The 22,402-nt window shown below is 37.1% G+C and carries 21 protein-coding genes; 13 read left to right on the top strand and 8 right to left on the bottom strand.

Annotated features, from left to right (window positions below; all coding sequences use genetic code 11):
• Positions 1-249 precede the first annotated feature (249 nt).
• Complete coding sequence (locus EMTOL_RS09545) at positions 250-1,089, bottom strand: tetratricopeptide repeat protein (protein ID WP_015029074.1); 840 nt, start codon at positions 1,087-1,089, stop codon at positions 250-252.
• Positions 1,090-1,186: 97 nt separating this feature from the next.
• Positions 1,187-1,471, bottom strand: coding sequence for an HU family DNA-binding protein (locus tag EMTOL_RS09550; RefSeq protein WP_015029075.1), 285 nt, complete (start codon positions 1,469-1,471; stop codon positions 1,187-1,189).
• Positions 1,472-1,761: 290 nt separating this feature from the next.
• Here EMTOL_RS09550 and mutY point away from each other — a divergent pair, with 290 nt between their 5' ends.
• The gene (gene mutY, locus EMTOL_RS09555; RefSeq protein ID WP_015029076.1) at positions 1,762-2,808 is read left to right on the top strand and encodes an A/G-specific adenine glycosylase; all 1,047 of its coding nucleotides are present in this window, start codon (positions 1,762-1,764) and stop codon (positions 2,806-2,808) included.
• 110 nt (positions 2,809-2,918) lie between these two features.
• The gene (gene ssb / locus EMTOL_RS09560) at positions 2,919-3,392 is read left to right on the top strand and encodes a single-stranded DNA-binding protein (RefSeq protein ID WP_015029077.1); all 474 of its coding nucleotides are present in this window, start codon (positions 2,919-2,921) and stop codon (positions 3,390-3,392) included.
• A gap of 49 nt (positions 3,393-3,441) precedes the next feature.
• Here the strand turns inward: ssb and uvrB are convergent, their stop codons facing one another.
• Positions 3,442-5,466 carry an excinuclease ABC subunit UvrB gene (uvrB, locus tag EMTOL_RS09565; RefSeq protein WP_015029078.1) on the bottom strand — a complete coding sequence of 675 codons (2,025 nt, stop codon included), beginning with the start codon at positions 5,464-5,466 and terminating at the stop codon, positions 3,442-3,444.
• Positions 5,467-5,587: 121 nt separating this feature from the next.
• On the opposite strand from uvrB, the gene EMTOL_RS09570 reads away from it, so the two are divergent.
• A complete protein-coding gene (locus tag EMTOL_RS09570) occupies positions 5,588-7,102 on the top strand; it encodes a glycoside hydrolase (protein ID WP_015029079.1) in 1,515 nt (504 codons plus the stop codon).
• 74 nt (positions 7,103-7,176) lie between these two features.
• On the opposite strand, the gene EMTOL_RS09575 is transcribed toward EMTOL_RS09570, so the two are convergent.
• The 3 genes from EMTOL_RS09575 to EMTOL_RS09585 all read right to left on the bottom strand — a co-directional run bounded on the left by EMTOL_RS09575 (position 7,177) and on the right by EMTOL_RS09585 (position 9,633).
• Positions 7,177-7,587 carry a hypothetical protein gene (locus tag EMTOL_RS09575; RefSeq protein WP_015029080.1) on the bottom strand — a complete coding sequence of 137 codons (411 nt, stop codon included), beginning with the start codon at positions 7,585-7,587 and terminating at the stop codon, positions 7,177-7,179.
• Positions 7,588-7,668: 81 nt separating this feature from the next.
• The gene (locus tag EMTOL_RS09580; RefSeq protein ID WP_015029081.1) at positions 7,669-8,532 is read right to left on the bottom strand and encodes an alpha/beta hydrolase; all 864 of its coding nucleotides are present in this window, start codon (positions 8,530-8,532) and stop codon (positions 7,669-7,671) included.
• 72 nt (positions 8,533-8,604) lie between these two features.
• The gene (locus tag EMTOL_RS09585) at positions 8,605-9,633 is read right to left on the bottom strand and encodes a glycoside hydrolase family 43 protein (RefSeq protein WP_015029082.1); all 1,029 of its coding nucleotides are present in this window, start codon (positions 9,631-9,633) and stop codon (positions 8,605-8,607) included.
• A gap of 151 nt (positions 9,634-9,784) precedes the next feature.
• Between EMTOL_RS09585 and EMTOL_RS09590 the strand changes: the two genes are divergently transcribed.
• Both EMTOL_RS09590 and EMTOL_RS09595 read left to right on the top strand, forming a co-directional pair.
• Complete coding sequence (locus EMTOL_RS09590; RefSeq protein WP_015029083.1) at positions 9,785-10,120, top strand: helix-turn-helix domain-containing protein; 336 nt, start codon at positions 9,785-9,787, stop codon at positions 10,118-10,120.
• 5 nt (positions 10,121-10,125) lie between these two features.
• On the top strand, positions 10,126-10,896 hold the full coding sequence (locus EMTOL_RS09595) for an HNH endonuclease (RefSeq protein WP_015029084.1): 771 nt from the start codon (positions 10,126-10,128) through the stop codon (positions 10,894-10,896).
• A 4-nt stretch (positions 10,897-10,900) separates the two neighbouring features.
• On the opposite strand, the gene EMTOL_RS09600 is transcribed toward EMTOL_RS09595, so the two are convergent.
• Positions 10,901-11,134, bottom strand: a complete 234-nt coding sequence (locus EMTOL_RS09600; RefSeq protein ID WP_015029085.1) for a helix-turn-helix domain-containing protein — start codon at positions 11,132-11,134, stop codon at positions 10,901-10,903.
• A gap of 88 nt (positions 11,135-11,222) precedes the next feature.
• Between EMTOL_RS09600 and EMTOL_RS09605 the strand changes: the two genes are divergently transcribed.
• From EMTOL_RS09605 to EMTOL_RS09625, 5 genes are all read left to right on the top strand, one after another.
• Positions 11,223-11,588 (top strand): hypothetical protein, encoded by a 366-nt coding sequence (locus tag EMTOL_RS09605; protein WP_015029086.1) that lies wholly within the window; start codon positions 11,223-11,225, stop codon positions 11,586-11,588.
• 65 nt (positions 11,589-11,653) lie between these two features.
• Positions 11,654-11,911, top strand: a complete 258-nt coding sequence (locus EMTOL_RS09610) for a hypothetical protein (protein ID WP_015029087.1) — start codon at positions 11,654-11,656, stop codon at positions 11,909-11,911.
• Positions 11,883-12,299, top strand: coding sequence for a putative toxin-antitoxin system toxin component, PIN family (locus EMTOL_RS09615; RefSeq protein WP_015029088.1), 417 nt, complete (start codon positions 11,883-11,885; stop codon positions 12,297-12,299). The genes EMTOL_RS09610 and EMTOL_RS09615 overlap by 29 nt, the downstream gene beginning before the upstream one ends.
• Positions 12,283-13,941, top strand: coding sequence for an LlaJI family restriction endonuclease (locus EMTOL_RS09620; protein WP_015029089.1), 1,659 nt, complete (start codon positions 12,283-12,285; stop codon positions 13,939-13,941). Before EMTOL_RS09615 ends, EMTOL_RS09620 begins: the two co-directional genes overlap by 17 nt.
• 119 nt (positions 13,942-14,060) lie before the next feature.
• A complete protein-coding gene (locus tag EMTOL_RS09625; protein WP_052315366.1) occupies positions 14,061-14,474 on the top strand; it encodes an FKBP-type peptidyl-prolyl cis-trans isomerase in 414 nt (137 codons plus the stop codon).
• Between the two features lie 111 nt (positions 14,475-14,585).
• Here the strand turns inward: EMTOL_RS09625 and EMTOL_RS09630 are convergent, their stop codons facing one another.
• On the bottom strand, positions 14,586-15,851 hold the full coding sequence (locus tag EMTOL_RS09630; protein ID WP_015029091.1) for a PQQ-dependent sugar dehydrogenase: 1,266 nt from the start codon (positions 15,849-15,851) through the stop codon (positions 14,586-14,588).
• 274 nt (positions 15,852-16,125) lie between these two features.
• On the opposite strand from EMTOL_RS09630, the gene EMTOL_RS09635 reads away from it, so the two are divergent.
• The 3 genes from EMTOL_RS09635 (at position 16,126) to EMTOL_RS09645 (ending at position 22,350) form a co-directional block, all read left to right on the top strand.
• The gene (locus EMTOL_RS09635; protein ID WP_015029092.1) at positions 16,126-18,453 is read left to right on the top strand and encodes a PSD1 and planctomycete cytochrome C domain-containing protein; all 2,328 of its coding nucleotides are present in this window, start codon (positions 16,126-16,128) and stop codon (positions 18,451-18,453) included.
• Positions 18,454-18,685: 232 nt separating this feature from the next.
• Entirely contained in the window at positions 18,686-20,143 is a 1,458-nt protein-coding gene (locus EMTOL_RS09640; protein WP_015029093.1) for a DUF1501 domain-containing protein, read from the top strand.
• Between the two features lie 65 nt (positions 20,144-20,208).
• Positions 20,209-22,350: an FN3 associated domain-containing protein gene (locus tag EMTOL_RS09645; protein ID WP_015029094.1), complete on the top strand. Its 2,142-nt coding sequence runs from the start codon at positions 20,209-20,211 to the stop codon at positions 22,348-22,350.
• Positions 22,351-22,402: the final 52 nt, after the last annotated feature.

The raw sequence follows: 22,402 nt of genomic DNA on the forward strand, positions 1-22,402 counted from the left end.
TTTTTCTTGTGACGGTTTTTTCTAAGACGCTTCTTTCTTTTGTGCGTAGCCATTTTGTGGCCTTTTCTTTTTTTTCCGCAAGGCATAATAGTAATTGATTAAATCCTCCAGTTCCCTAAGAAAAAGAAGGCGGTAAAAAAATATTTATATTCATTTTCCTCTAAACTTAGAGGATTTTCACATTTTCTTTTCTCTAAAGTCCCCCTTTTGGACTTATGGGCATCTTTATCGAACCGCAAAGATAATAAATTATTTTATACTCTCCAAAGCCTTGTTCACTTCTTCTACCAAAGTAGGCTCTTTCACTTTTTTCTTTAAATCTTCAAAAATCGTGCGGGCTTGTGCCTTTTCACCTAATTCTATTAAACTATAGCCCAAACCCAACAAGGCATTGAGATTATTGGGATTGATACGAATGGCTTGTTTGAAGCGGTCAGCGGCTTTGGCATATTGACCCGATTGCATTGAGAGTACCCCCAAATTCATAATGGCTGGCTCGAAATTGGGTTCTTCCGTAATTACCTCACGAAGCATCATGATGGCCTGCATAGGCGAGTCAGACTGCACGTAAGTCATGGCCAAATTAGTTTTAGCTTGTAGCTGACGTGGGTTTTTCTCTAAAACTTTTTGGTAGCAAGCACGTGTCTTTTCGGTGAAACTCTGTACGTTTTCTTGACGAAGAGCAAGCGTAAATGCTTGATAATAAGTATCTCCAGCACGCATCCAATTTTCTGTTGTTGGATTGGCCAACGCAATTTTCTCTGCATAAACGGCGGCACTATCAAAGCGGTTTGCATTTACATAAAGCTCTGCAATTTGCTCATAGATAGCATTTTTATCGCTGGCCGATGAAAGTTTTTGTTGAAGTGCTGTTAATTGTTTTTGTTGTTCGGCCGAAAGTTTTGGAGCTTGAGATGCTTCTTCTTCATGGCCGTGGCCATCGTCTTCAGGTTTTGAAGCAGGCTTATTTTCTGCTACTTTATCTCGGTTGGCTTTGGCTTCGTCTTTTACGACTACCTTCGGGCGAGAATAAAGAAAGCCCGTCAGGGCTACCGCAACAACAATCAGAATAATGAAGGGTCGTTTCATGTTTTTGGAGGATTGTTATACCCTTAAATGACATCATGGATAGTCTGCATGACTATCCATGATATATCTTGAGGTAAGCATCAAGAGATTTTTAGCATTATTTTACCGATGCTTTTACTTGTTCAGTAAATTCTTTCGATGGTTTAAAACCAGGTACTGAATGAGCTGGAACCATTACGGTTGTTTTAGCCGAAATATTACGAGCTTTTTTTGCAGCTCTGTGTTTATTTACGAAGCTTCCGAAACCTCTCACATAAACTGCATCGCCTTTAGCTAATGTGTCTTTAACGATTTCAAAAAAAGATTCAATTGTTGTGGATACACTCGCTTTGTCCACGCCAGTTTTGTCGGCAATTGCAACGATAACTTCTGCTTTAGTCACGATTAAAACGTTTATTAAGATTATAAATTAACTTTCTATTTGTATCAAATAAATACTACAACTTTTACACCCCAATTTATGTTTACAAGCAATTCAATTTGATACATCCAAACTCTTTGGTTTGATTTTGGGTTTGCAAAGATAGCGGATTAAAAGAGATTCTGCCAAAAAGAATCAAATATTTTTTTTGTAATTACTTAATAGTTAGTGAGTTACATTAAATAGCCTACTTTTAATGCCATCATTGCCAATTATATATAGTATATTTTAATTCAAAACCATATAAAAATTTGGAAAGGAGCAGTTTCTCAGAAAAATTAATAGGTTGGTACAGCCAAAACAAGCGAAATCTACCGTGGAGAAATACCAAAAATCCGTATTTGATTTGGCTATCAGAGGTAATATTGCAACAAACACGAGTAGTTCAGGGTTTACCTTACTACGAAAAATTTGCAGAAAAATATCCGACAGTAGTTGATTTAGCTAATGCTGATGAACAAGAAGTACTAAGGCTTTGGCAAGGGCTTGGGTATTATTCGAGGGCAAGAAATATGCACACAACGGCTAAAATTATTGTTGCAAAATGTAATGGCGTTTTTCCGAATAATTACCATGATTTACTTAAACTAAAAGGTATTGGACCTTATACCGCAGCTGCTATTGCTTCGTTTGCTTTCGATGAGCGAGTGGCGGTGGTTGATGGAAATGTCTTTAGGGTCTTGGCAAGGGTTTTTGGAATAGAAACCGATATTGCGAGTCATGAAGCTAAAAAGATTTTTGGCGAATTAGCTAATGAGTTGATTTCGGTAAAAAATCCGAGTACGCATAATCAGGCAATTATGGAGTTTGGGGCTACGCATTGTACGCCTGCGAATCCTGACTGTATGTTTTGCATTTTTGCAGATAGCTGCGTGGCGAATGCTACTGGAAAGCAGCAGATTTTGCCTATAAAGTCGAAAAAAGTAAAAGTGAAAAATCGTTATTTCGATTATTTCATGATTGAACAAGACGGCAAAGTTTTGATGCGTCAGCGTTTAGGCGGTGATATTTGGGCGGGGCTTTATGATTTTTATTTGCTTGAAAATGAAGAAAGCTTAATTGATTTAGAGGATATTAAAGATACTTTCGTACAAAATATTTTAAAAAGTGGAATGATAAAGTCTTCCTCTGAACCTATGAAGCATATTCTTACTCACCAAAGAATTGAGGCGAGATTTTGGCATGTTGTAGCAAATATAAAAGAAACACTACCGCAGGGTTTTGAGTTTTACTCAAAGGATGAAATAGAAAATTTACCTAAACCAATTTTGATTGACAACTATCTGAAAAACAGATAATTTCATCAGAAAATTAATTGGTTAATCGTTACCTTTTTTATAAATTTACGTAGATAAGGAGGATTATAAAAACAAGATTTATATTAAACATTTTCAAAAAATATATACCAATGGCTGGAGTAAACAAAGTGATTTTATTGGGTAATTTGGGCTCAGACCCCGAAGTTCGCACCCTTCCGAGTGGGGGTAAAGTAGTAACTTTTAGTATCGCTACTTCTGAAAGTTATAATAATAAAAACGGCGAACGTGTAGAACAAACTGAGTGGCACAGAATTGAACTATGGGATAACCTAGCAAATATTGCCGAACAATACTTGAAAAAAGGTGATACCGCCTATGTGGAAGGACGAATTAGAAGTGAAAAATGGACGGATAAAGATGGTATTGAGCGTACAACTGTAAAGATTAGAGGAAATGCCTTACAATTAGTAGGTGGACGCCGTGGTGATGCTGCTGCCGATTCAGGTGGACAATCATATAGTAGCGGTAGCAGCAGTTCTAATAACTATGCTCCTAAATCAGCTCCAGTACCAACACCTCCGCCAGTAGAAATGGCAGGTGGCGATGATGATTTGCCATTCTAAAGATTTCCCCCGCTTTTAAAGAAACACAAAAGCCTGAAAGCACTCCTTTTTATTGAGGAGTGCTTTTAATTTTTTCACGCAATTGCACAATTTCGTCTCTGTATCGAGCAGCTTCCAAGAAATCGAGGTCTTTGGCGGCACGTTCCATTTTTCGTTGCGTTTCTTCAATCAGTTTTTCGAGTTGAGGTTTGCTCATATAGCCAACAATTGGGTCGGCCGCAATTTGTACCTCAGGCTCCATATAATACATTTTGGTTGTAGCTTTGCTATCGGCAATCGAGGTTTGTTCCATAATGGCTTCTTTCGATTTCAAAATAGTTTTCGGTACAATTCCGTGGTCGGCATTATATTCCATTTGAATAGCTCGGCGTCGATTGGTTTCGTCAATGGCTTTCTGCATTGAACCCGTAATGGTATCAGCATACATCAAAACTTTACCATTTTCATTACGAGCTGCACGACCAATGGTTTGAATCAAAGAACGAATATCACGTAAGAAACCTTCTTTATCAGCATCCATAATGGCTACAAGCGAAACCTCAGGTAAATCAAGGCCTTCACGCAAAAGGTTTACTCCAACCAAAACATCAAAAACGCCTAAACGAAGTTCACGCAAGATTTCTACACGGTCGAAAGTTTTTACTTCTGAGTGAATATATCGGCCTTTGATACCTACTTTATCGAGGTATTTACTTAATTCTTCGGCCATACGTTTGGTTAGCGTCGTGATAAGCACACGCTCTTTTCGTTGCACACGTAGGTGAATTTCCTCAAGTAAATCATCAATTTGATTAATACTCGGACGTACCTCGATTTCGGGGTCAAGAAGACCAGTTGGACGAATGATTTGTTCGACAATTACGCCTTCACTTCTACGAATCTCATAGTCGGCTGGTGTGGCACTCACATAAATGGTTTGCCCCACCAAATCTTCAAATTCTTGAAATTTGAGTGGTCGATTATCCATCGCTGAAGGCAAACGGAAACCATATTCTACTAAAGATTCCTTGCGGGAGCGGTCGCCGCCCCACATGGCTCTAATTTGTGGCATTGATACGTGACTTTCATCGACAATCATTACGTAGTCTTCCGGAAAATAATCTAATAAACAGAATGGCCTTTGACCGGGGTTACGATTATCAAAATAGCGAGAGTAATTTTCAATACCTGAGCAATAACCCAATTCTCGCATCATTTCAAGGTCGAATTCTGTGCGTTCTTGAATACGTTGGGCTTCAAGTAAACGGCCATCAGATTCGAAATACTTTACTTGTTTTACCAATTCATCTTGAATTTGATGAATGGCATTATTCATGACATCTCTACCCGTTACAAATAAATTTGCTGGGAAAATAGCTACTTGTTTTTCTGAACTTAACTTCTTGCCATTTGAAGGGTCGATACGTTGAATTTCCTCTATTTCATCACCAAAGAAAATAAATCTAAACGCAAAATCGGCGTAGCTTGGGTAAAGGTCAACAGTATCGCCTTTTACTCTAAAATTTCCACGCAAAAAATCACCTTCTGTACGAGAATACAAAATTTCAACTAAACGATAAAGAAATTGATTGCGACTAATGATTTGCCCTACACCTACTTGCATGATACTACGCTTCATTTCTATTGGATTTCCTGCACCATAAATACAAGAAACTGAGGCCACAACAACCACATCTCTTCGGCCCGACATCAATGAAGAAACTGCCGAGAGTCTTAGTTTATCAATTTCTTCATTAATTAAAAGGTCTTTTTCTATATATGTATTGGTGGTGGCAATATAAGCTTCTGGTTGGTAGTAATCATAATAAGAAATGAAGTATTCTACTGCATTATCAGGAAAAAAGCCTTTAAATTCGCCATAAAGCTGAGCTGCCAAGGTTTTGTTATGACTTAAAATAAGTACAGGTCGATCAAGTTGTGCAATAACATTGGCTACCGTAAAGGTTTTTCCTGAACCCGTAACGCCAAGAAGTACTTGTGAGCGTTCGCCACGTTTGATACCATCTACGAGTTTGGCAATTGCCTGCGGTTGGTCGCCCGTAGGTTTGTATTCAGATGTTAGCTTATATTGCATAATTTTGAGTAGGAGATGAGAATAGCTTATCTTTAGTTAAACACCATTTTCATAGATAGAGTTTCTTGTCTTTAAAGAAAAAAGTTAATTTCACCCCTTCATTTCAATGCCCCCTATTTCCATGAAAAAAATATTCCTCATTTTAAGCTTATACGCACAAATTACCTTCGCTCAAAAACTAAACATTGATGCCCAAACTACCTTTCAAACCATGCACAGTTTTGGTGCTTCTGATTGTTGGTCGATTCAAATGGTTGGCAAAAATTATCCTTTAGCCAAACGAGAAAAAATAGCCGATTTATTATTTAGTAAAGAATTAGATAAAAATGGAAATCCGAAGGGAATTGGTCTTTCGATGTGGCGATTTAATGTTGGGGCAGGAAGCACAGAACAAGGAATTGATAGTAAGATTACGAATGAGTGGCGAAGAGCCGAATGTTTTCTGGAAAACGGACAATACAACTGGAATAAACAACAAGGTCAGCAATGGTTTTTGGAAGCAGCCAAGCGTAGAGGCGTAGATTATACGCTGGGTTTTCTGAATTCTGCTCCCGTTTCGATGACCAAAAATGGTTTGGCTATTGGGAGTGGCAAGTTGGGAGAATGGAATTTTGATAAAACAAAAATTGATAATTTCACTGATTTTCTGACCAAGGTTTCGGAGAAATTTAAGTTCGACTACATTAGCCCATTTAATGAACCACAATGGGATTGGGGGCCTAAATCTAAATCGGGGTTTGGCTCGCAAGAAGGTACGCCTATCAACAATGATGATTTGGCTTGGGCAGTAAGAAAATTGAATTTAAAGCTAAATGAAAGTAAACTCAAAACTAAAATTGTTCTGACAGAAGGTGCACAGATAGATTATTTATATAAGTCAAATACCAATAGAAGTTCGTTTGGGCAAGATAATCAGATAGAAGATTTTTTCTTGGAAACAAGCAAAAACTACCTTGGAAATTTAAACTCGGTTGAAAAAATTATCTGTGGGCACAGTTATTTTACCACTTCGCCCACCAAAGAACTGATTAGTAAACGCCAAGAATTATCGGCTAAAATTCAGCAACAAAAAATCAATTATTGGCAATCGGAATATTGTGTTTTAGGCGATAATGCTGGTGAAATAGAAGGAGGAGGGCAAGATTTAAGCATGAAAACTGCACTTTATGTAGCCAAAGTTATTCATGCTGATTTGGTGTATGCCAATGCTTCGGCTTGGCATTGGTGGCTTTCGGTGAGTGCCAATGATTATAAAGATGGGTTGATTTACGTTTCAAACAATGGTGTGAAAGATGAAAACGATTCGAATAAGTTTGATGGCGAAGTTTATGAGTCGAAGTTGCTTTGGGCATTGGGTAATTTTTCAAGATTTATTAGACCTCAAATGCAGCGAATAAAAGTTGAAATAGAAAATAAAGATTTGATGGTTTCGGGCTTTAAGAATGACAAACAGATGATTATTGTAGTGGTTAATGCTTCTCAAAATCAACAAATTGAATTACCCAATTTACCTAAAAATCGAAAAATAGATGCTTATATTACTTCTAAAGATAAGAATTTAGCTCATAGCCAATTAAAAGATAAAACGATTGAAATACCCGCAGAATCGGTGGTTACTTTGGTGATGAACTTATGATTTTGAAAATTTAGTGTAAAAAAAATTTAGCCACGAAACATGACTAAATTTTTAAGCATTTTATTCAACCTAATCTATTTTCCAAAAACCAATGTTTTCGTGCCGCCATTTCCACCACTTGATTTGGTGAATTTTAACGTTGTATCTGTTTGCTCGTTCAAAATCCAATCTTCGTTAATTTCTGCAAGCGTATTATCTGAAGTAGCAATAACAATATTAAATTTTTGTTTACCGCTATCCATGACAGTCGCATAAGTACCATTGTATTTATTAGAACTACTCGTAACAATGATTTCACCCGTTGACTTAAATTCAAAACTATAGGCAGCATAATTAGCTGTGCGGTCACGATTATTGTTATCGATATAAGATTTTACTTTCCAAGAGCCACTGATTGCCGAATTGCTATTACTGCTATTTATATCATCAGTGCTACAAGCTGTTAAGAAGGTTATAAAAGAGAAAAGAATTAAAAAATTTTTCATAAAAAAACATTTAGCTATACATCAATATTTTCAATACGATGTTTATTTGACCAAGGTTGCGTAAATGTTTTGAAAATCTTTTTACAAATTGTTTTCCTTTAAAAATTGAGCAATTTTTTCCATCAATTCAGGCTTGCTATAGGCTGGGTCAGAGTGGCCAGCATTCGGAATAAACTCAATTTGAACTTTCAGATTTTTGGCCTTATAAGCACTCAATAATTCAATAGATTGATTGATTGGTACTTGAATATCCTGCTCGCCATGAACTATAAAAAGTGGCGGGTCGTTGGCATCAACCTGATAGACAGGACTTGCCAATTTGGCTAATTCATTGGCTTGATCTAGTGGTTTTCCGAGTAAAATAGCTAAAGCGGGTAAACGTACATTCAAGCCATGGGGTGTGGATTGATTGAGAATTGTCAAAAAATTAGTAGGCCCGAAAAAGTCAATACAACCCTGAACAACAGAGGATGTTTGGGTAAAATCTCCAAGATTGCCTTCTAATGCAGCGTTATTGTTGGTTGTGGCTACCAAAGCCGCCAAATGTCCACCCGATGAACTTCCCCAAACAATAATTTTATCGGCTTTGTATCCAAATTTATTGGCATTGGCTCTTAAAAAACGAATCGCAGCTTTAATATCATGTACATTAGCAGGAAAAGGCTTTTCAGTACTGGCATGAAAATCTATGCTTGCTAAGGCATATCCAAATGGCAAAAGCCCCAAAGGTGGATTTTCTTTATTGCCCGAATGCCACGCACCCCCATGTATCCAAATAATTAACTTAGGTTCTTTGAAGGTTTTAGGCTTATAAATATCAAGTTGAAGTTTTTTCTCTCCATCTTGGGCATAGACAATATTTTTAGTGCTTTCAATATCGTTTTGGGCTTGTAATTGATTACCCCCAAAGGCTAATAGTGCTGTAAGTAGTAAAAGGTTTTTCATAGAAAATAAGGGGAGTTTTTGAATTTGTTGCCGTCGGCTAAAGCTGACGGTAATGAATCTCTTTGGGTAATTTTACTTCAACTTCACCTTCCCAACACCTTCGAAGGTCATTTTTACATCCTTAATACTTCCATCTTCGTTAAAGTACATTCGATCGATGCACACTACTCGGTGGTCACGGTCAAGATTAGGAATCGGGCGACGGTGATAAACAATGTACCAGTCATCAGTATTCGGAATATTAATCACCGAATGATGCCCCGCACCCGTTGCCACTGCTTCGTCGGCCACCAAAATGGTAGATTTTTTCTCGAATGGCCCAAAAATATTGTCCGAGACCCCATAAGCAACTTTATAAGTGCCATTTGTCCAACCACCTTCCGACCACATCAAGTAGTATTTTCCTTTGCGGATAAACATCGTTGGACCTTCTACGTAGCCTTTGGGTGTGATTTCTTTCACCAAATCTCCATTTTCGTACGGTACTAAAGCCGTGAAATCTTTGTTGAGTTTGGTAATATTGCAGCGTCCCCAACCGCCGTAGATGATATAATATTGCTTGTCTTTATCTTGAAAAACATACTGGTCAATTGGCTGGGCTTTGTTATAAAATTGATTGATGAGCGGCTTGCCGAGATAATCTTTGTAAGGCCCTTCGGGACGAGACGCCACGCCAATACCAATGCCCCCGATTTTATCATCTTTGTCAGGATTATTCGGCCCGAAGCCTTTACGCTCCGAACTCTGAATATCATTGGCTGAGAAAAACAGAAAATATTTGTTGTCTTTTTTTACGATAGACGGAGCCCACATTGCCTTATTTGCCCATTTTATGGCCGAAGTATCAATGATTCGTGGGTGTTTTGTCCAGTTTACCATGTCTTTTGAAGAAAAAGCATCTAAAAAAACTTGGTCTTTATATTTGGCCGAGAATGTCGGGAAAACCCAAAATTCTTTGTTCAGAATCACACCTTCGGGGTCGGCGTACCAACCCTCAAAGATTGGATTTCCAGAAGTGGTTTTTGGGGTTTGGGCGGTGAGGGATTGGGTGAAAGAAAACGTGAGCAAAAAAGCAAGCGTAAATTTTACTATTGAATTCATTAGTTTTGGTAGATTGGTTAAATTTAAAATGGAAGGTTAAATTTAGGTATGATTCAACTCTTGTTTAACATGGATTGACGTTTTTTTGAAAACAATTTGGAAATATTATTTTTATTGACAATTTTTGTCCAAAATATAAAATCCAAAAATTATGGATGCCATAAAAAAGACGTTTGGCGAAATAATACGGCAGCACCGTGAAGAGCAAAATTTACCTTTGCGTAAAGTAGCGGCACACCTTGATATTGATACCAGTACGCTCGCCAAATTTGAGAAAAATCTCCGCCACCCCAACCGTGAGCATATCACGAAATTGGCCGAGCTGTTTACTTTAGATGAACAAGAACTCTTGGTGCTGTATCTCTCCGACCGAGTGGCCTACGACCTCGTTGGCGAAACCAACTCTGAGCAAGTGCTAAGAGTTGCCGAAGAAAAAATTAAATACATACGCTCTAAAAATACCGTACAGGGGGAAATAAAATTTTAAATTATATGAAGAGAAATAACTGGACGAGAGAAGAGCTTTTGGTTGCCTTTAATTTATATTGTAAAATACCATTTTCACGCATTAACTATAAACAACCTGAGATTATTAATTTAGCTTCTAAAATTGGGAGAACTCCATCTGCTGTTGCATGGAAATTAGTTAATTTCGCCAGTTTTGACCCAAGTTTGCAAAAGCGTGGTGTTAAAGGTGCAAGTAATTCAAGTAAATTGGATAAAGAAATATTTTATCAATTTTATGAAAATTGGGACGAGATGCTTTTCGAAAGTGAACTTTTATTAACTCAATATGAAGAAACTACAATAGAAAAAAAATATGATTCTATTTTAATTGATTTATCAGACAAGAAAGGTGAAGTTAAGATTCGAGAAGTAAAAATACGTGTAAATCAGAATTTATTCAGACAACTTATTCTCTCAATTTATCAGAAAAAATGTGCGATTTCGGGTATTGATATTTCAGAAATGTTAATAGCAGGTCATATTTTACCTTGGGCTGAATATGAAAATGAAAGACTCAATCCCGAAAATGGTATTTGCCTCTCCTCAATATATGACAAAGCTTTTGAAAAAGGTTTTATTGGAATTGATGAAAACTATAAAATTTTGATTTCTTCGGAACTCAAAGGAAATATAAAAAAGGAATACTATCAACCATTTTTTGGACGATTTGAGGGCAAAACTATAAACTTACCCGACCGATTTCTTCCAAGTAAAGAATTTTTACGTAAACATTTAGAGTCAAAAAATTTTAAATAAACCTTTAGGGATTTTCATTTGGTGTAAAAAAATCAAGACCTTTTGAGTATAGTTTTGCTAATTCTAAAAGTAATAAAAACTCAACTCTTCGCTGCCCATTCTCAATTTTCGATATTTCACTTTGAGATATAATTTCAGTCTTAGCTACTTCTTGTTGAGACAGGCCTGCATTTTCACGTGCTTCTATCAATCTTGCTGATAAAAATTTTCTTTGCTCTGTATAAATAGTTTTTTTCATAAATAATTATTCCATTTTGCAATAATTATTTATAAGTTTGCATTATGCCAAAATGGAATAATCTTCGAATCTTAAATTTTAACTTATTATGAACCACAAAAATGTAATTGTAACCAAAAATCTGGCTATTTATGAGCCTTTAACAGGTAAAATAATTGAGAAAAAAATAATTGAAAGTTTTACTTTTAATATCTATCGTGACACTAAAGACTATGAAGCATTATTGACTTATGCGATGTTTCAAAATATCAATCTCATAAATGAGATTTCAGAAGGTGGTATATCTTTGGGAAAGTCTTATTTAGTTGAGTTATTCAAATTTGATATAGATGCTAATGCGAACAAAATAAAAATACAATTAACGAATGAATTTGGAAAAACAAAGTTTTATTCGTTAGCGGCTTTTAGATTGTTGGATATAGAAACAGGGCGAACTAAGTTTTGGAAAAACTGAAAGGCTTTTTGGAATTTAATAAAATTGTGGTAATTTAGAATATTATAATCATTTCATCATTCTATATGAAAACCTTATCGGTTGAAGTACCCAATGGCATTTATGCAGTGTATATGAATGCCCCAGAAGAGCAGAAGCGTGCGGCTGAACTCGAAGTCAGTAATCTGCTGAAAATATTATTTAGTAAAAAGTTGAAACAAGCATACTTTGAAAGTGCCGATGTACTCCGAAGCGAAGCCCAAGAAAATGGCTTGACTGACGATATTGTGAATAATATTTTAGCCGAAATAGATAGTGAGCGAACAGCGGAAGTTTATCATTGATACAAATACCTTACTGAGTGCAGTCTTATCGGGTACTACAACTGCCTTAGCCCACCAAAAAGCTCTGCAAATAGGTGTACTACTTGCTTCTGATGAAACTTTTGCCGAGTTATCTGACGTGCTTTTTCGGAGTAAGTTTGATAAATACTTGTCTGATGAAAAGCGTTGGCAATGGTTATCTAATTTTCGAAAAATGGCTCTGTGGGTTGATGTAAAAAATCATGTAAATGATTGTCGAGACCCCAAAGACAATAAGTTCCTTTCGCTTGCATTAGCCGCTAATGCCACGCTTATCATAAGTGGCGACCAAGATTTATTGACCTTACATCCTTATAAAAATATACCGATTATTACCGCAAGGCAATTTATAGATGATTATCCTTTTTGAAGAATATCATTACGAAATCTCACAACTTGAGCCGATTCTGAGCGAACGCTATTATTTGCCTTTGGCTGATGGTTTTCGTTGCAAAATCAACTACGTGGGTTATTATTTTGATGCCAGCCGCCAAGCCCAACCAGTGATGATTTTACCCAAAGTTTTTCTTGATGATTCGGGAAAAGTATTTGGTAATTTCGACCCTACCGATTTTTTAGATTTAGCCACCAACGAAAAAACACGCAATGCTCTGAAAGCAGAAAATAAACTTGGTTTTCTGTACGAGATGAATACTTGGCTGTTTTTATCAATCAAAAAGTTTAAAGAACGCAATACTCAGAGCAGCATCAGCGAAACCTCCGACCTCGCCCAAGTGGTTTCAAATATTGGTCAGCAGGCTATATCCGAACTCGAAATCATGCGTAGTCTAATACGCTTCAACCAAGAGCATCAACAACTTTTTACTTTCATCAAGAAAACCAATAGTTCGCAAAACCACAAAACCGATTGGTCGAAAACAATTACTCGCAAAACTGCCTATTTTCAAGCCGAAACCCCGCTATATCTTGATACTCTCACGAAGCAAAAAACGATTCACGTAGATGAAGAATTAATCGTAATTTTTTATTCGGTGTTGGCATCGCTCAACCAAAAATATTTCTTAAAAATTCCACTTAATCCACTGTTCAAGGTTTTGTCTGCAAGAGAATTCGATGCTTTCATGCGGCACGGAACAAGGGTTTTGAAACAAATCAAATACAAGTATTTTAGCGATAAACTGTTGAAAATGTGGCATTTACTCTATGCTTATTGCGAGCGACAAGAACAAATAAAGTCGCAACGTAGCAAAAGAGAGTTTTTGTTGGCAAAAGATTTTAATATTATTTTTGAAGATATGGTTGATGCTTTATTGGCAGAGCCAAATTTGCCCAAACAACTAAAAGAACAAAACGATGGTAAAATAATTGACCACATTTATCCGTATCATGATTTACTGACCGAGCAAGATTTTATCTATCATATTGCAGATAGTAAATACTATGGTGCAAATGCAAAATTGAGCAAACATGACCAAGCCCAACAATATACATATGCCAAAAATGTGATTCAGTATAACGTTGATTGGCTAAATGATGATAAAAATACAGGGAATATCAGATACCGTGATGAACTGACGGAGGGCTATAATGTTACTCCAAATTTTTTTATCAGTGCATTCGTGAATGATAACCTTGATTTTAGAGAAGATGGTCTGAAGTTTAAAGAAAATTTCAAGCGAAATAATCATTTTACCAACCGTTTATTTGATAGAGATACCTTGATTTTGCAAGCTTATAATATCAATTTTTTGTTTGTGCTTTCGGCCTATATTCAAAATAGCAATAGCCAAATAGAAACTTTCAAGAAGCATACACGCAAGCAATTTAGAACTAAATTAGTGCAGTATTTGACTGATAAGTTTGAGTTTCGAAAAATCATTGTGGCATATGATATTGAGCAATTTGTAGAGCAGAATTTTAGAAAGCTACAAGGTAAAATTTATCGCCCATCTGGTTGGGAAAATGAATTACTGCTGGCGGTGGAAAAAGGAACAAGTATCTTTGAAGATTTAGAAAATTGTAAGATTGAATCTTATGATTTAAGTATTTGATACGGTATGTTTCCCAGAAATTTTCCCTAATTTTGAACTCTTTATTTCAGAAAAAACCTAACACTAACCAAGATTTTATGTTTAGAATTAATTTATTTCTTGTAATTATAACCACAATAATGATGGCAGCATGTCAGAAAGATGGCATTTCGGGCACAGAAGATGAGCAAATCGAAAGCTATATTAAAAGTAAAAACTTAACAATCACTGAGAAAACCGCTTCAGGTTTACGTTTTATATTAACTACTCCAAATACTGCTGGTGCAAAATTAGCAACAGGACAAACGGTTTCGGTAAGATACGCGGGTCGTTTGCTTTCTGATAAGCAATTTGATGCAGGTACGTTTAGTTTCAGATTGGGTGTAGGGCAGGTAGTACCGGGCTTCGATGAGGGCATCGCCAAACTAAAAGTTGGTGAGAAAGGCACAATTATTTTCCCATCTTCTTTGGGGTATGGTTCGGCAGGTGCAGGGTCATCCATTCCAGGAAACTCACCTTTGATTTTTGATATTGAAATCCTTTCGGCCAGATAACCCCCAGCCGCAGCGGCGGACGGCCCCTAAAAGAGAGTAAAATTTAAGCACAAAAATAGGTCTGCACAGAATTGTACAGACCTATTTTTATTTAAAACTGATAGTTATCTATTACTTTTTATAAGCAATTCGGTAAATAGTTCCGCCTAAATCGTCGCTCACGTATAAGGCTCCATCGGGGCCTTGGGCCAATCCGCAAGGGCGATGCTGAATTGGGCCAGTAGGTTTCACGAGGTCAGTTCCAGCAAAACCATCAGCAAAAATTTCCCATTTACCCGAAGGTTTATTGCCCACAAATGGCACAAAAGCCACCAAATATCCTTTCTTTAATTCAGGAGATTGTCCGTGAAAAGCAATAAATGCTCCATTTCGGTATTTCGCAGGAAACATCGTGCCAGTATAAAAAAGTAAATCATTTGGCCCTAAGTGAGCAGGAAAAGCCACCGTTGGATTGATTGCTTTTTCGCCACCTGTTTTTTTGCCATCGCCACCGTACTCAGGAGCAACAATTTTCTTTTTCTGAAATTGGTCATAATAGATATATGGCCAGCCTGCATCATCTCCTTGGTGAAGTTCGTAAAGTGTTTCGGCTGGAAGCTCGGCACTTTGTTGTGGCGTATAATATTGCGGATAAAAATCATGGAATTGTCCACGACCATGTACGGTTGCAAAAAGCGTGTTTGTTTTGGAATTCCAAGCAGTTCCAACCGCATTTTTTAGTCCAGTTGCATAGCGAATGCCATCGGCATAAGTTTGATTCAATTTTTGAGCATTGAATTTCCAAATTCCACCCGCCGAATCTAAAATCGAACATGGCATAATACCTTTGCCCGAACCTTTTTCACGGCAAGGGTCATTATACGAACCCACCGTAACATAAATATTATTAGCATTATCCAGCACAAAGGGTTTGGCATTATCTCGGCCTTTATCTACCAATCCATCAACTATTTTTTCTGGATTTTCGGTGTCTATCACCTCTTCTTTTTCATTGAGCTTGTAGCGAAGCACGCCAGTATTCGAAGAGGCGTAAAGAAATCCATTTTTGATGGTGATACCGGTTCCTGGGTAATTTGAAAAATATTTTGTTTCATCAATGACACCATCTTTATTAGTATCTCTTAATAAACAAATGCCTTTTCCATCTTTAAGTTTAGATAATTTAGCGTAAACATCGCCATTTTTTGAAACAGTAATGTGTCGAGTTGCTCCTAAATCAGAGCCTAGAACTGTAGCTGAAAAACCCGCAGGAAGTTTGATGCCTTCGGCGGGTACAGCCTTACTCGGTGGGTCGATATGATTACGAAAAGCAAAAAATGTGGTTGAGGTTGAAAAAATGGCCAAAGCATAGGCCGAACGAATCAATGTTTTTTTCATGAATATTGAATTAGAAATAGATGGTTGGGTTTTTTGAATATTGCTTAGATTGTAAAAATAATATTTTTTAAAGTTTTTTTTATATAAATAACTTTTTTTTTATTCTTTCTACTTATATTTACTAAAATTTTTTAAAAACTATTTTTTCCTATTTAGAGCTATTTTAAGAGCGAATGAAAAGTAAAGTTATTGGTAAATAGCTAATTAAATGAAAAAATATTTTATAAATTGATTTTGACAATCTATTCGTTATAAACCCCTATTTGTTTAACCGATGAAAAGTATAGTTTTCAGAGCTAAAACTTTTATTCTTTTGTTGCTTACAAGTGTAAGTTTGGCTACGATTGTATCCAATTGCACCAGTTCTTCGGCCGAGACAGGAGCCATACCCGATGAAGTTGACTACAACTTCCATATCCGCCCAATTCTTTCAGATAGATGTTTCAAATGTCATGGTCCAGATGTAAATAAGCGAGAAGCAAATTTACGCCTTGATACACCCGAAGGTGCTTATGCCGCTCTGAAAGATAACCCAAAAGCACATGCCATTGTAGCTGGAAATTTAGAAGCCTCTGAAGTTTATCAACGACTTATCACTAAGGATTCTACGCTTAGAATGCCTCCGCCTGAGTCGAATCTGAAACTTACTCAACACGAAATTGAATTAATTGCCAAATGGATAAAGCAAGGGGCGAAATACAAGCCTCACTGGGCTTTTATTGCTCCTCAAAAACCGAAACTTCCAGAAGCAGATAAAGATTGGGTGAAAAATGAAATCGACTATTTTACCTACGCGAAAATGGACGAAAAAGGTTTAGAACCTAATGAAGAGGCTGATAAAGAACGCTTATTGAAAAGAGTGAGTTTCGACCTTGTCGGATTGCCCCCAACGCTTGAAATGCAAGAAAGGTTCTTGAAGGATAATTCGCCAAATGCTTATGAAAAAATTGTTGATGAACTGCTCAAAGACAAGCATTATGGAGAAAAAATGGCTATTCCGTGGCTTGATGTGGCTCGTTATGCCGATTCACATGGGTACCAAGATGATGGCTTACGTACGATGTGGCCTTGGCGTGATTGGGTAATTCATGCGTTTAACTCAAATTATCCTTATAGCCAGTTTGTTACGTGGCAGTTAGCCGGAGATTTATTGCCCAACCCCAATAAAGAAATGTTGTTGGCGACAGGTTTTAATCGAAATCATAAGATTACACAAGAAGGCGGAGTAATTGATGAAGAATATCGTGTAGAATATGTAACTGACCGTACCAATACTTTTGGAAAAGCATTTTTAGCCTTAACTTTTGAGTGTGCTCATTGCCACGACCATAAATATGACCCAATTTCGCAAAAGGATTATTATCGAACTTTTGCGTTTTTTAACCAAGTTCCCGAAAAAGGTCTTTTTGGTACGATAGATGCCTCTTTTGCCGACCCACCAAATATGAAAATTTCAACCGAAGATGTGAAGTCGATTTTGAAGTTTATTAATAAAAAAGATACAGCCAAAGTTGCAGTCATGGTGATGAAAGATTCATCGGTGGTTCGACCAACTTATGTGCTGAATCGTGGCAATTATGATGCTCATGGCGAAGTAGTAAGATTTGGTGTTCCAAGTAGTATTATGCCTTTCGATACCAATAAACTTGAGAAGAATCGCTTAGGTTTAGCAAAATGGTTGTTAGATGCAAAGAATCCGCTGACTGCTCGCGTGTTTGTCAACCGAATTTGGGCTCAGTTTTTTGGACGAGGAATTGTAAAAACTCTCGGTGATTTTGGTATGCAAAGCGAACTTCCATCTCACCCGGAATTATTAGATTGGTTGGCAGTTGATTTCAGAACAAATGGCTGGAATATCAAACGTTTAGTGAAACAAATTGTTATGTCGGCCACGTATCGACAATCTTCTACTCTAAATGATAAACACCTAAAAATTGACCCTGAAAATATTTATTTATCAAGGGCTTCACGTTTACGTATTCCTGCAGAAAACGTACGAGACCACGTGTTGGCCAGCAGTGGTATATTAAACACTGAAATTGGTGGACCAAGTGTGAAGCCTTATCAACCAAAAGGTTTGTGGGAAGTAGCTACTTCGGGCCGTGGTACTTTGGCTCGATATGTACAAGACCACGAGTCAGACCTTTACCGTAGGGGAATGTATGTATTTATCAAACGTACGGTGCCGCCTCCTTCAATGCTTATTTTTGATGCTAGTAACCGCGACCAATGTGAGGTTCAGAGAAGCCGAACAAATACGCCATTGCAAGCTTTGGTAATGATGAACGACCCTCAAGTAATGGAAGGCTCAAGAGTAATGGCCGAAAACCTAATGAGCGAAAATATTCCTTTAGAAAAGAAACTCGAAAAGGCTTTTCGAAAAATTGTTTGTCGCCAACCGAAGGCTAAAGAACTGGCGATTTTAAGTAATTATTTTGAGTCGGAAAAGGAATTTTTTGGTAAAAATGCTGCAAAAGCTCAGAAAATTTTGAGCGTTGGTGAATTTAAGAAGAAAGATATAAAAGATAAACAGGCTACTGCCGCCTTGATGCAGGCCATCCAGATGATTTTTAACATGGAAGAGGCCATTGTGAGAGGGTGAAAGCACGTTTAACTCCTTTCGCGGTTTTCGTTTCTCTTTTCAAATCCGTAGATTTCATGTACGTTATTCGAGTTAATGTCCTTACGGACTTTCATTCAACAGCTCTTAGATTAGATAGGAAAGTGAAATAATTTGAAAGAAAAAACTACGAAGTAGTTAAACACGAATAGAAGGAATAAGTAAAAAAACTGACTCTGAAAAGGTCAAATGTAAAATAAAACTAGCATTCATTATGCAAAACGAATTCTTCAACCATAAGCTAAATGTTACTCGTAGGCATTTCTTGGGTAAAACTGCTGCAGGTATTGGTAGTTTAGCCTTGGGTTCATTATTGATGCCTAATTTGTTCAAAGGCTCGGGTGATGAGAGCCTCGACCAACTCCCTTTAGGACTTCCACATTTTGCACCTAAAGCCAAACGTGTCATTTATTTATTTCAGAATGGAGCTCCCTCGCAGTTAGAATCTTTCGATTATAAACCCACACTTGCAAAAATGATGGGAGAAGATTTGCCTGCTTCTATCAGAAATGGGCAACGTTTAACAGGAATGACATCGAATCAGACTAAATTTCCGTTGATGGGTTCATTTTTCGATTTTAAACAATACGGACAATCGGGTGCTTGGGTGAGTGATTTGTTTCCAAATATTGCTAAAATAGTTGATGATATTTGCATCGTTCGAACCATGAATACCGATGCCATTAACCATGACCCTGCACTTACTTTTATGCAAACAGGGGCACAGGTGGGTAATCGTCCGAGCATGGGGGCGTGGCTTAGCTATGGTTTAGGAAGTGAAAATAAAAATCTTCCTGCATTCTGTGTATTACTTTCACGTGGCCGTGGAAATGGACAGGGGGTTTACTCAAAACTATGGACAAACGGATTCTTAGATTCTACACACCAAGGGGTAGTTTTTAGTAGTGGAGAAGACCCAATTTTGTACCTCAACGACCCCGAAGGTACAGATAAAATGGCTCGCCGAAGAATGTTAGATAAATTATCGGAGCTTAATCACTTAGGTTTTGAAGAGAATGGCGACCCTGAAGTACAGGCTAAAGTTCAACAATACGAAATGGCTTACAGAATGCAAACGGCTGTGCCTGAACTTACTGATTTATCAAAAGAACCTGACCATATTATTAAAATGTATGGCCCCGAATGTTTAGTACCCGGAACTTATGCAGCAAATGCTCTTTTAGCTCGAAAATTATCAGAATCGGGAGTGAGATTTGTTCAGCTTTATCACCAAGGGTGGGACCAACATGGAAATCTTCCCGGTGAAATGCCACTTCAAGCTCAAGATGTTGACCGTGCTTCTGCGGCACTAATTACCGACCTGAAGCAACGCGGACTTCTCGATGAAACTTTGGTGATTTGGGGTGGAGAATTTGGCCGTACGAATTATTGTCAAGGTAATTTCACGAAAGATAATTATGGTCGAGACCACCATCCTCGTGCTTACAGTATTTGGATGGCAGGTGGCGGCGTAAAACCTGGCATTGTTTATGGCGAAACCGATGAATTTGGCTACAACATCGTGCGTGACCCTGTGCATATTCATGATTTTCATGCAACAGTTATGCACCTTATGGGGCTAAACCATGAACAACTTACCTATAAGCATCTGGGGCGTAGATATCGCTTAACTGATGTCGCTGGAAAAGTAATTCCAGGGCTCATGGTGTAGTACAATTTTCCAAATTGTCTAGCAAAAAAGTAAAGAGTTTTTTATTATTCTGTAATTCCGATTAAATGGACCGCTTTTATAAAATCTCATCATACCTATTATTAAGCTTAAATATACTCTTACTATTCCTTTTATTATTTGAAGAAAAAGTAAGCCTTCCTGTATGGATGAGTCCAATTGGGCGTATGCACCCACTTTTACTGCATTTACCTATTGGATTTGTTGTTTTGATGGTGATTCTAACTTTCTTGAAAAACGAATTTGAAAGTAAAAGTTATGAGGTTTTTCAGAAACTATTGCTTACGCTAACCGCAATTTCAGCAGCTGTTGTAGCTTTGATGGGCTTCTTTTTATCTAGAGAAGGGGGGTATGATGAAAGTCTCTTACAAATTCATAAATATACGGGTGTCTTGGTGAGTTTTGTTTCTTACTTAGCTATTGCATTTTATGATAAATTTACTTCAATAAACTACTCAAATTGGGTATTATTGGCAGTAATTGCTATTACGGGTCATTTTGGGGCGGGCATTACACATGGCGAAAACTACTTGTTCGAGTCGCTACAAAGCAAAGCAGAAGCAAAGAAATTTACGGAAGAAAACACAGTTTATGAAGCAGCAATTTTCCCAATTTTAGAGGCGAAATGTGTAGCTTGCCATAACGACCAAAAAACGAAAGGTCAGCTAAATATGAGTAGTATCGAAAAAATTCTAAGAGGAGGAAAAAATGGCTCTATTTGGAAAATTGGAGATGCCTTAAATAGCCACATTATTCAGCGAGCCAATTTGCCTTTAGAGCATAAAGAGCACATGCCTCCGAAAGGCAAACCGCAATTAAGTGCAGAAGAAATTGCCTTACTTATAGCTTGGATAAATGAAGGAGCAGATACCAAGAAAGTGATTAAAAATTATGCTTCAAATTCTGAGACTAAGAAGCTTGTTGCAAAATTAATTTCTGCTAATTCTACTACACAAACAAGTAAGAACTATGATTTTTCTGCTGCTTCGGCAGCTAAAATAGAAGAAGTAAATACACCTTTTTGTTCGGTGTTTGCTTTAGCAAATGGCTCGCCTGCTTTACAAGCTGACTTTTTTGTGAGTAAAAAATTCGACCGAAAAAGTTTAGAAAACCTTTCAAAAGTTCGTGAGCAGTTAGTCGTATTAAACCTTTCAAAAATGCCTTTGAAAGATGAAGATTTATCCTTGATAAATTTCCCGAATCTTGAAAAACTTAACCTAAATCAGACCGATATTACTGGAAAAACCTTAGAACAACTTAAAAAGTGTCAGAATTTAGAGTCTTTGGCTTTGGCTGGTACAAAAGTATCTAAAGAGAGTCTTGAGAAAGTGCTTGATTTGCCTAAGTTAAAAGAAATCTTCATCTGGAATACACCAATCAATGAATCGACTATTAATGAATTGGCTCGTCGATATTCAAAAGTGAGGTTTGATAAAGGTGGAGTGGATAATCCTAACGAAATTCTGAAACTCAATCCACCTATTTTGGTCAACGAAGAGTTTATCATTAAAGCTAATACGCCAATTGTGCTTAAACATACTTTGCGTGATGTAAAAATCAGATATACGCTCGATGGCACAAATCCTGATTCAACTACTAATTTGGTTTATAGTAAGCCAATCATGATTAGTAGCTACACAAAGCTCAAAGCTATCGCCACAAAAGATAATTGGTATTCGAGTAAAATGATTGAATATAGTTTTTATAAGGCAACTTATACGCCAGATAGTGTTTATTTGCTTACACCCACCAATCCAAAATATGCAGGAAAAGGGGCTAAAACTATTACAGATTTCAAGAAAGGAGCTATTGATAATTTCCAAGAACCCGCTTGGTTGGGCTTTAGAGAGAATGAAATGGTGGCATTATTCGAATTCAAAACGCCAAAGCCACTCAAAGATATGACCGTGAGCTATTTGCAAAAAATGGACTCCTACATCATGCCACCTGCATCAGTAGAAGTATGGGCGGGTAATAGTAAGAATGATTTGAAATTAGTAAAGAAAATACAACCTACCATGCCAACAAAAATGGAGTTAAATGCTAATATTGGACTAAATGTGGCTTTGGGTGGAGGTAATTATAAATTGGTAAAACTTATTGTAAAACCCATTGCGAAATTGCCAAGCTGGCACCCAGGTAAGGGAGATAAAGCATGGTTTTTTGTTGATGAAGTATTTTTCAATTGATTTTCTAACGTAAATTGCAGCTTCTTGGTGTTTCGCCAAGAAGCTTTTTTTA

This window comes from Emticicia oligotrophica DSM 17448 (genome assembly GCF_000263195.1).
GTDB classification, from domain to species: domain Bacteria; phylum Bacteroidota; class Bacteroidia; order Cytophagales; family Spirosomataceae; genus Emticicia; species Emticicia oligotrophica.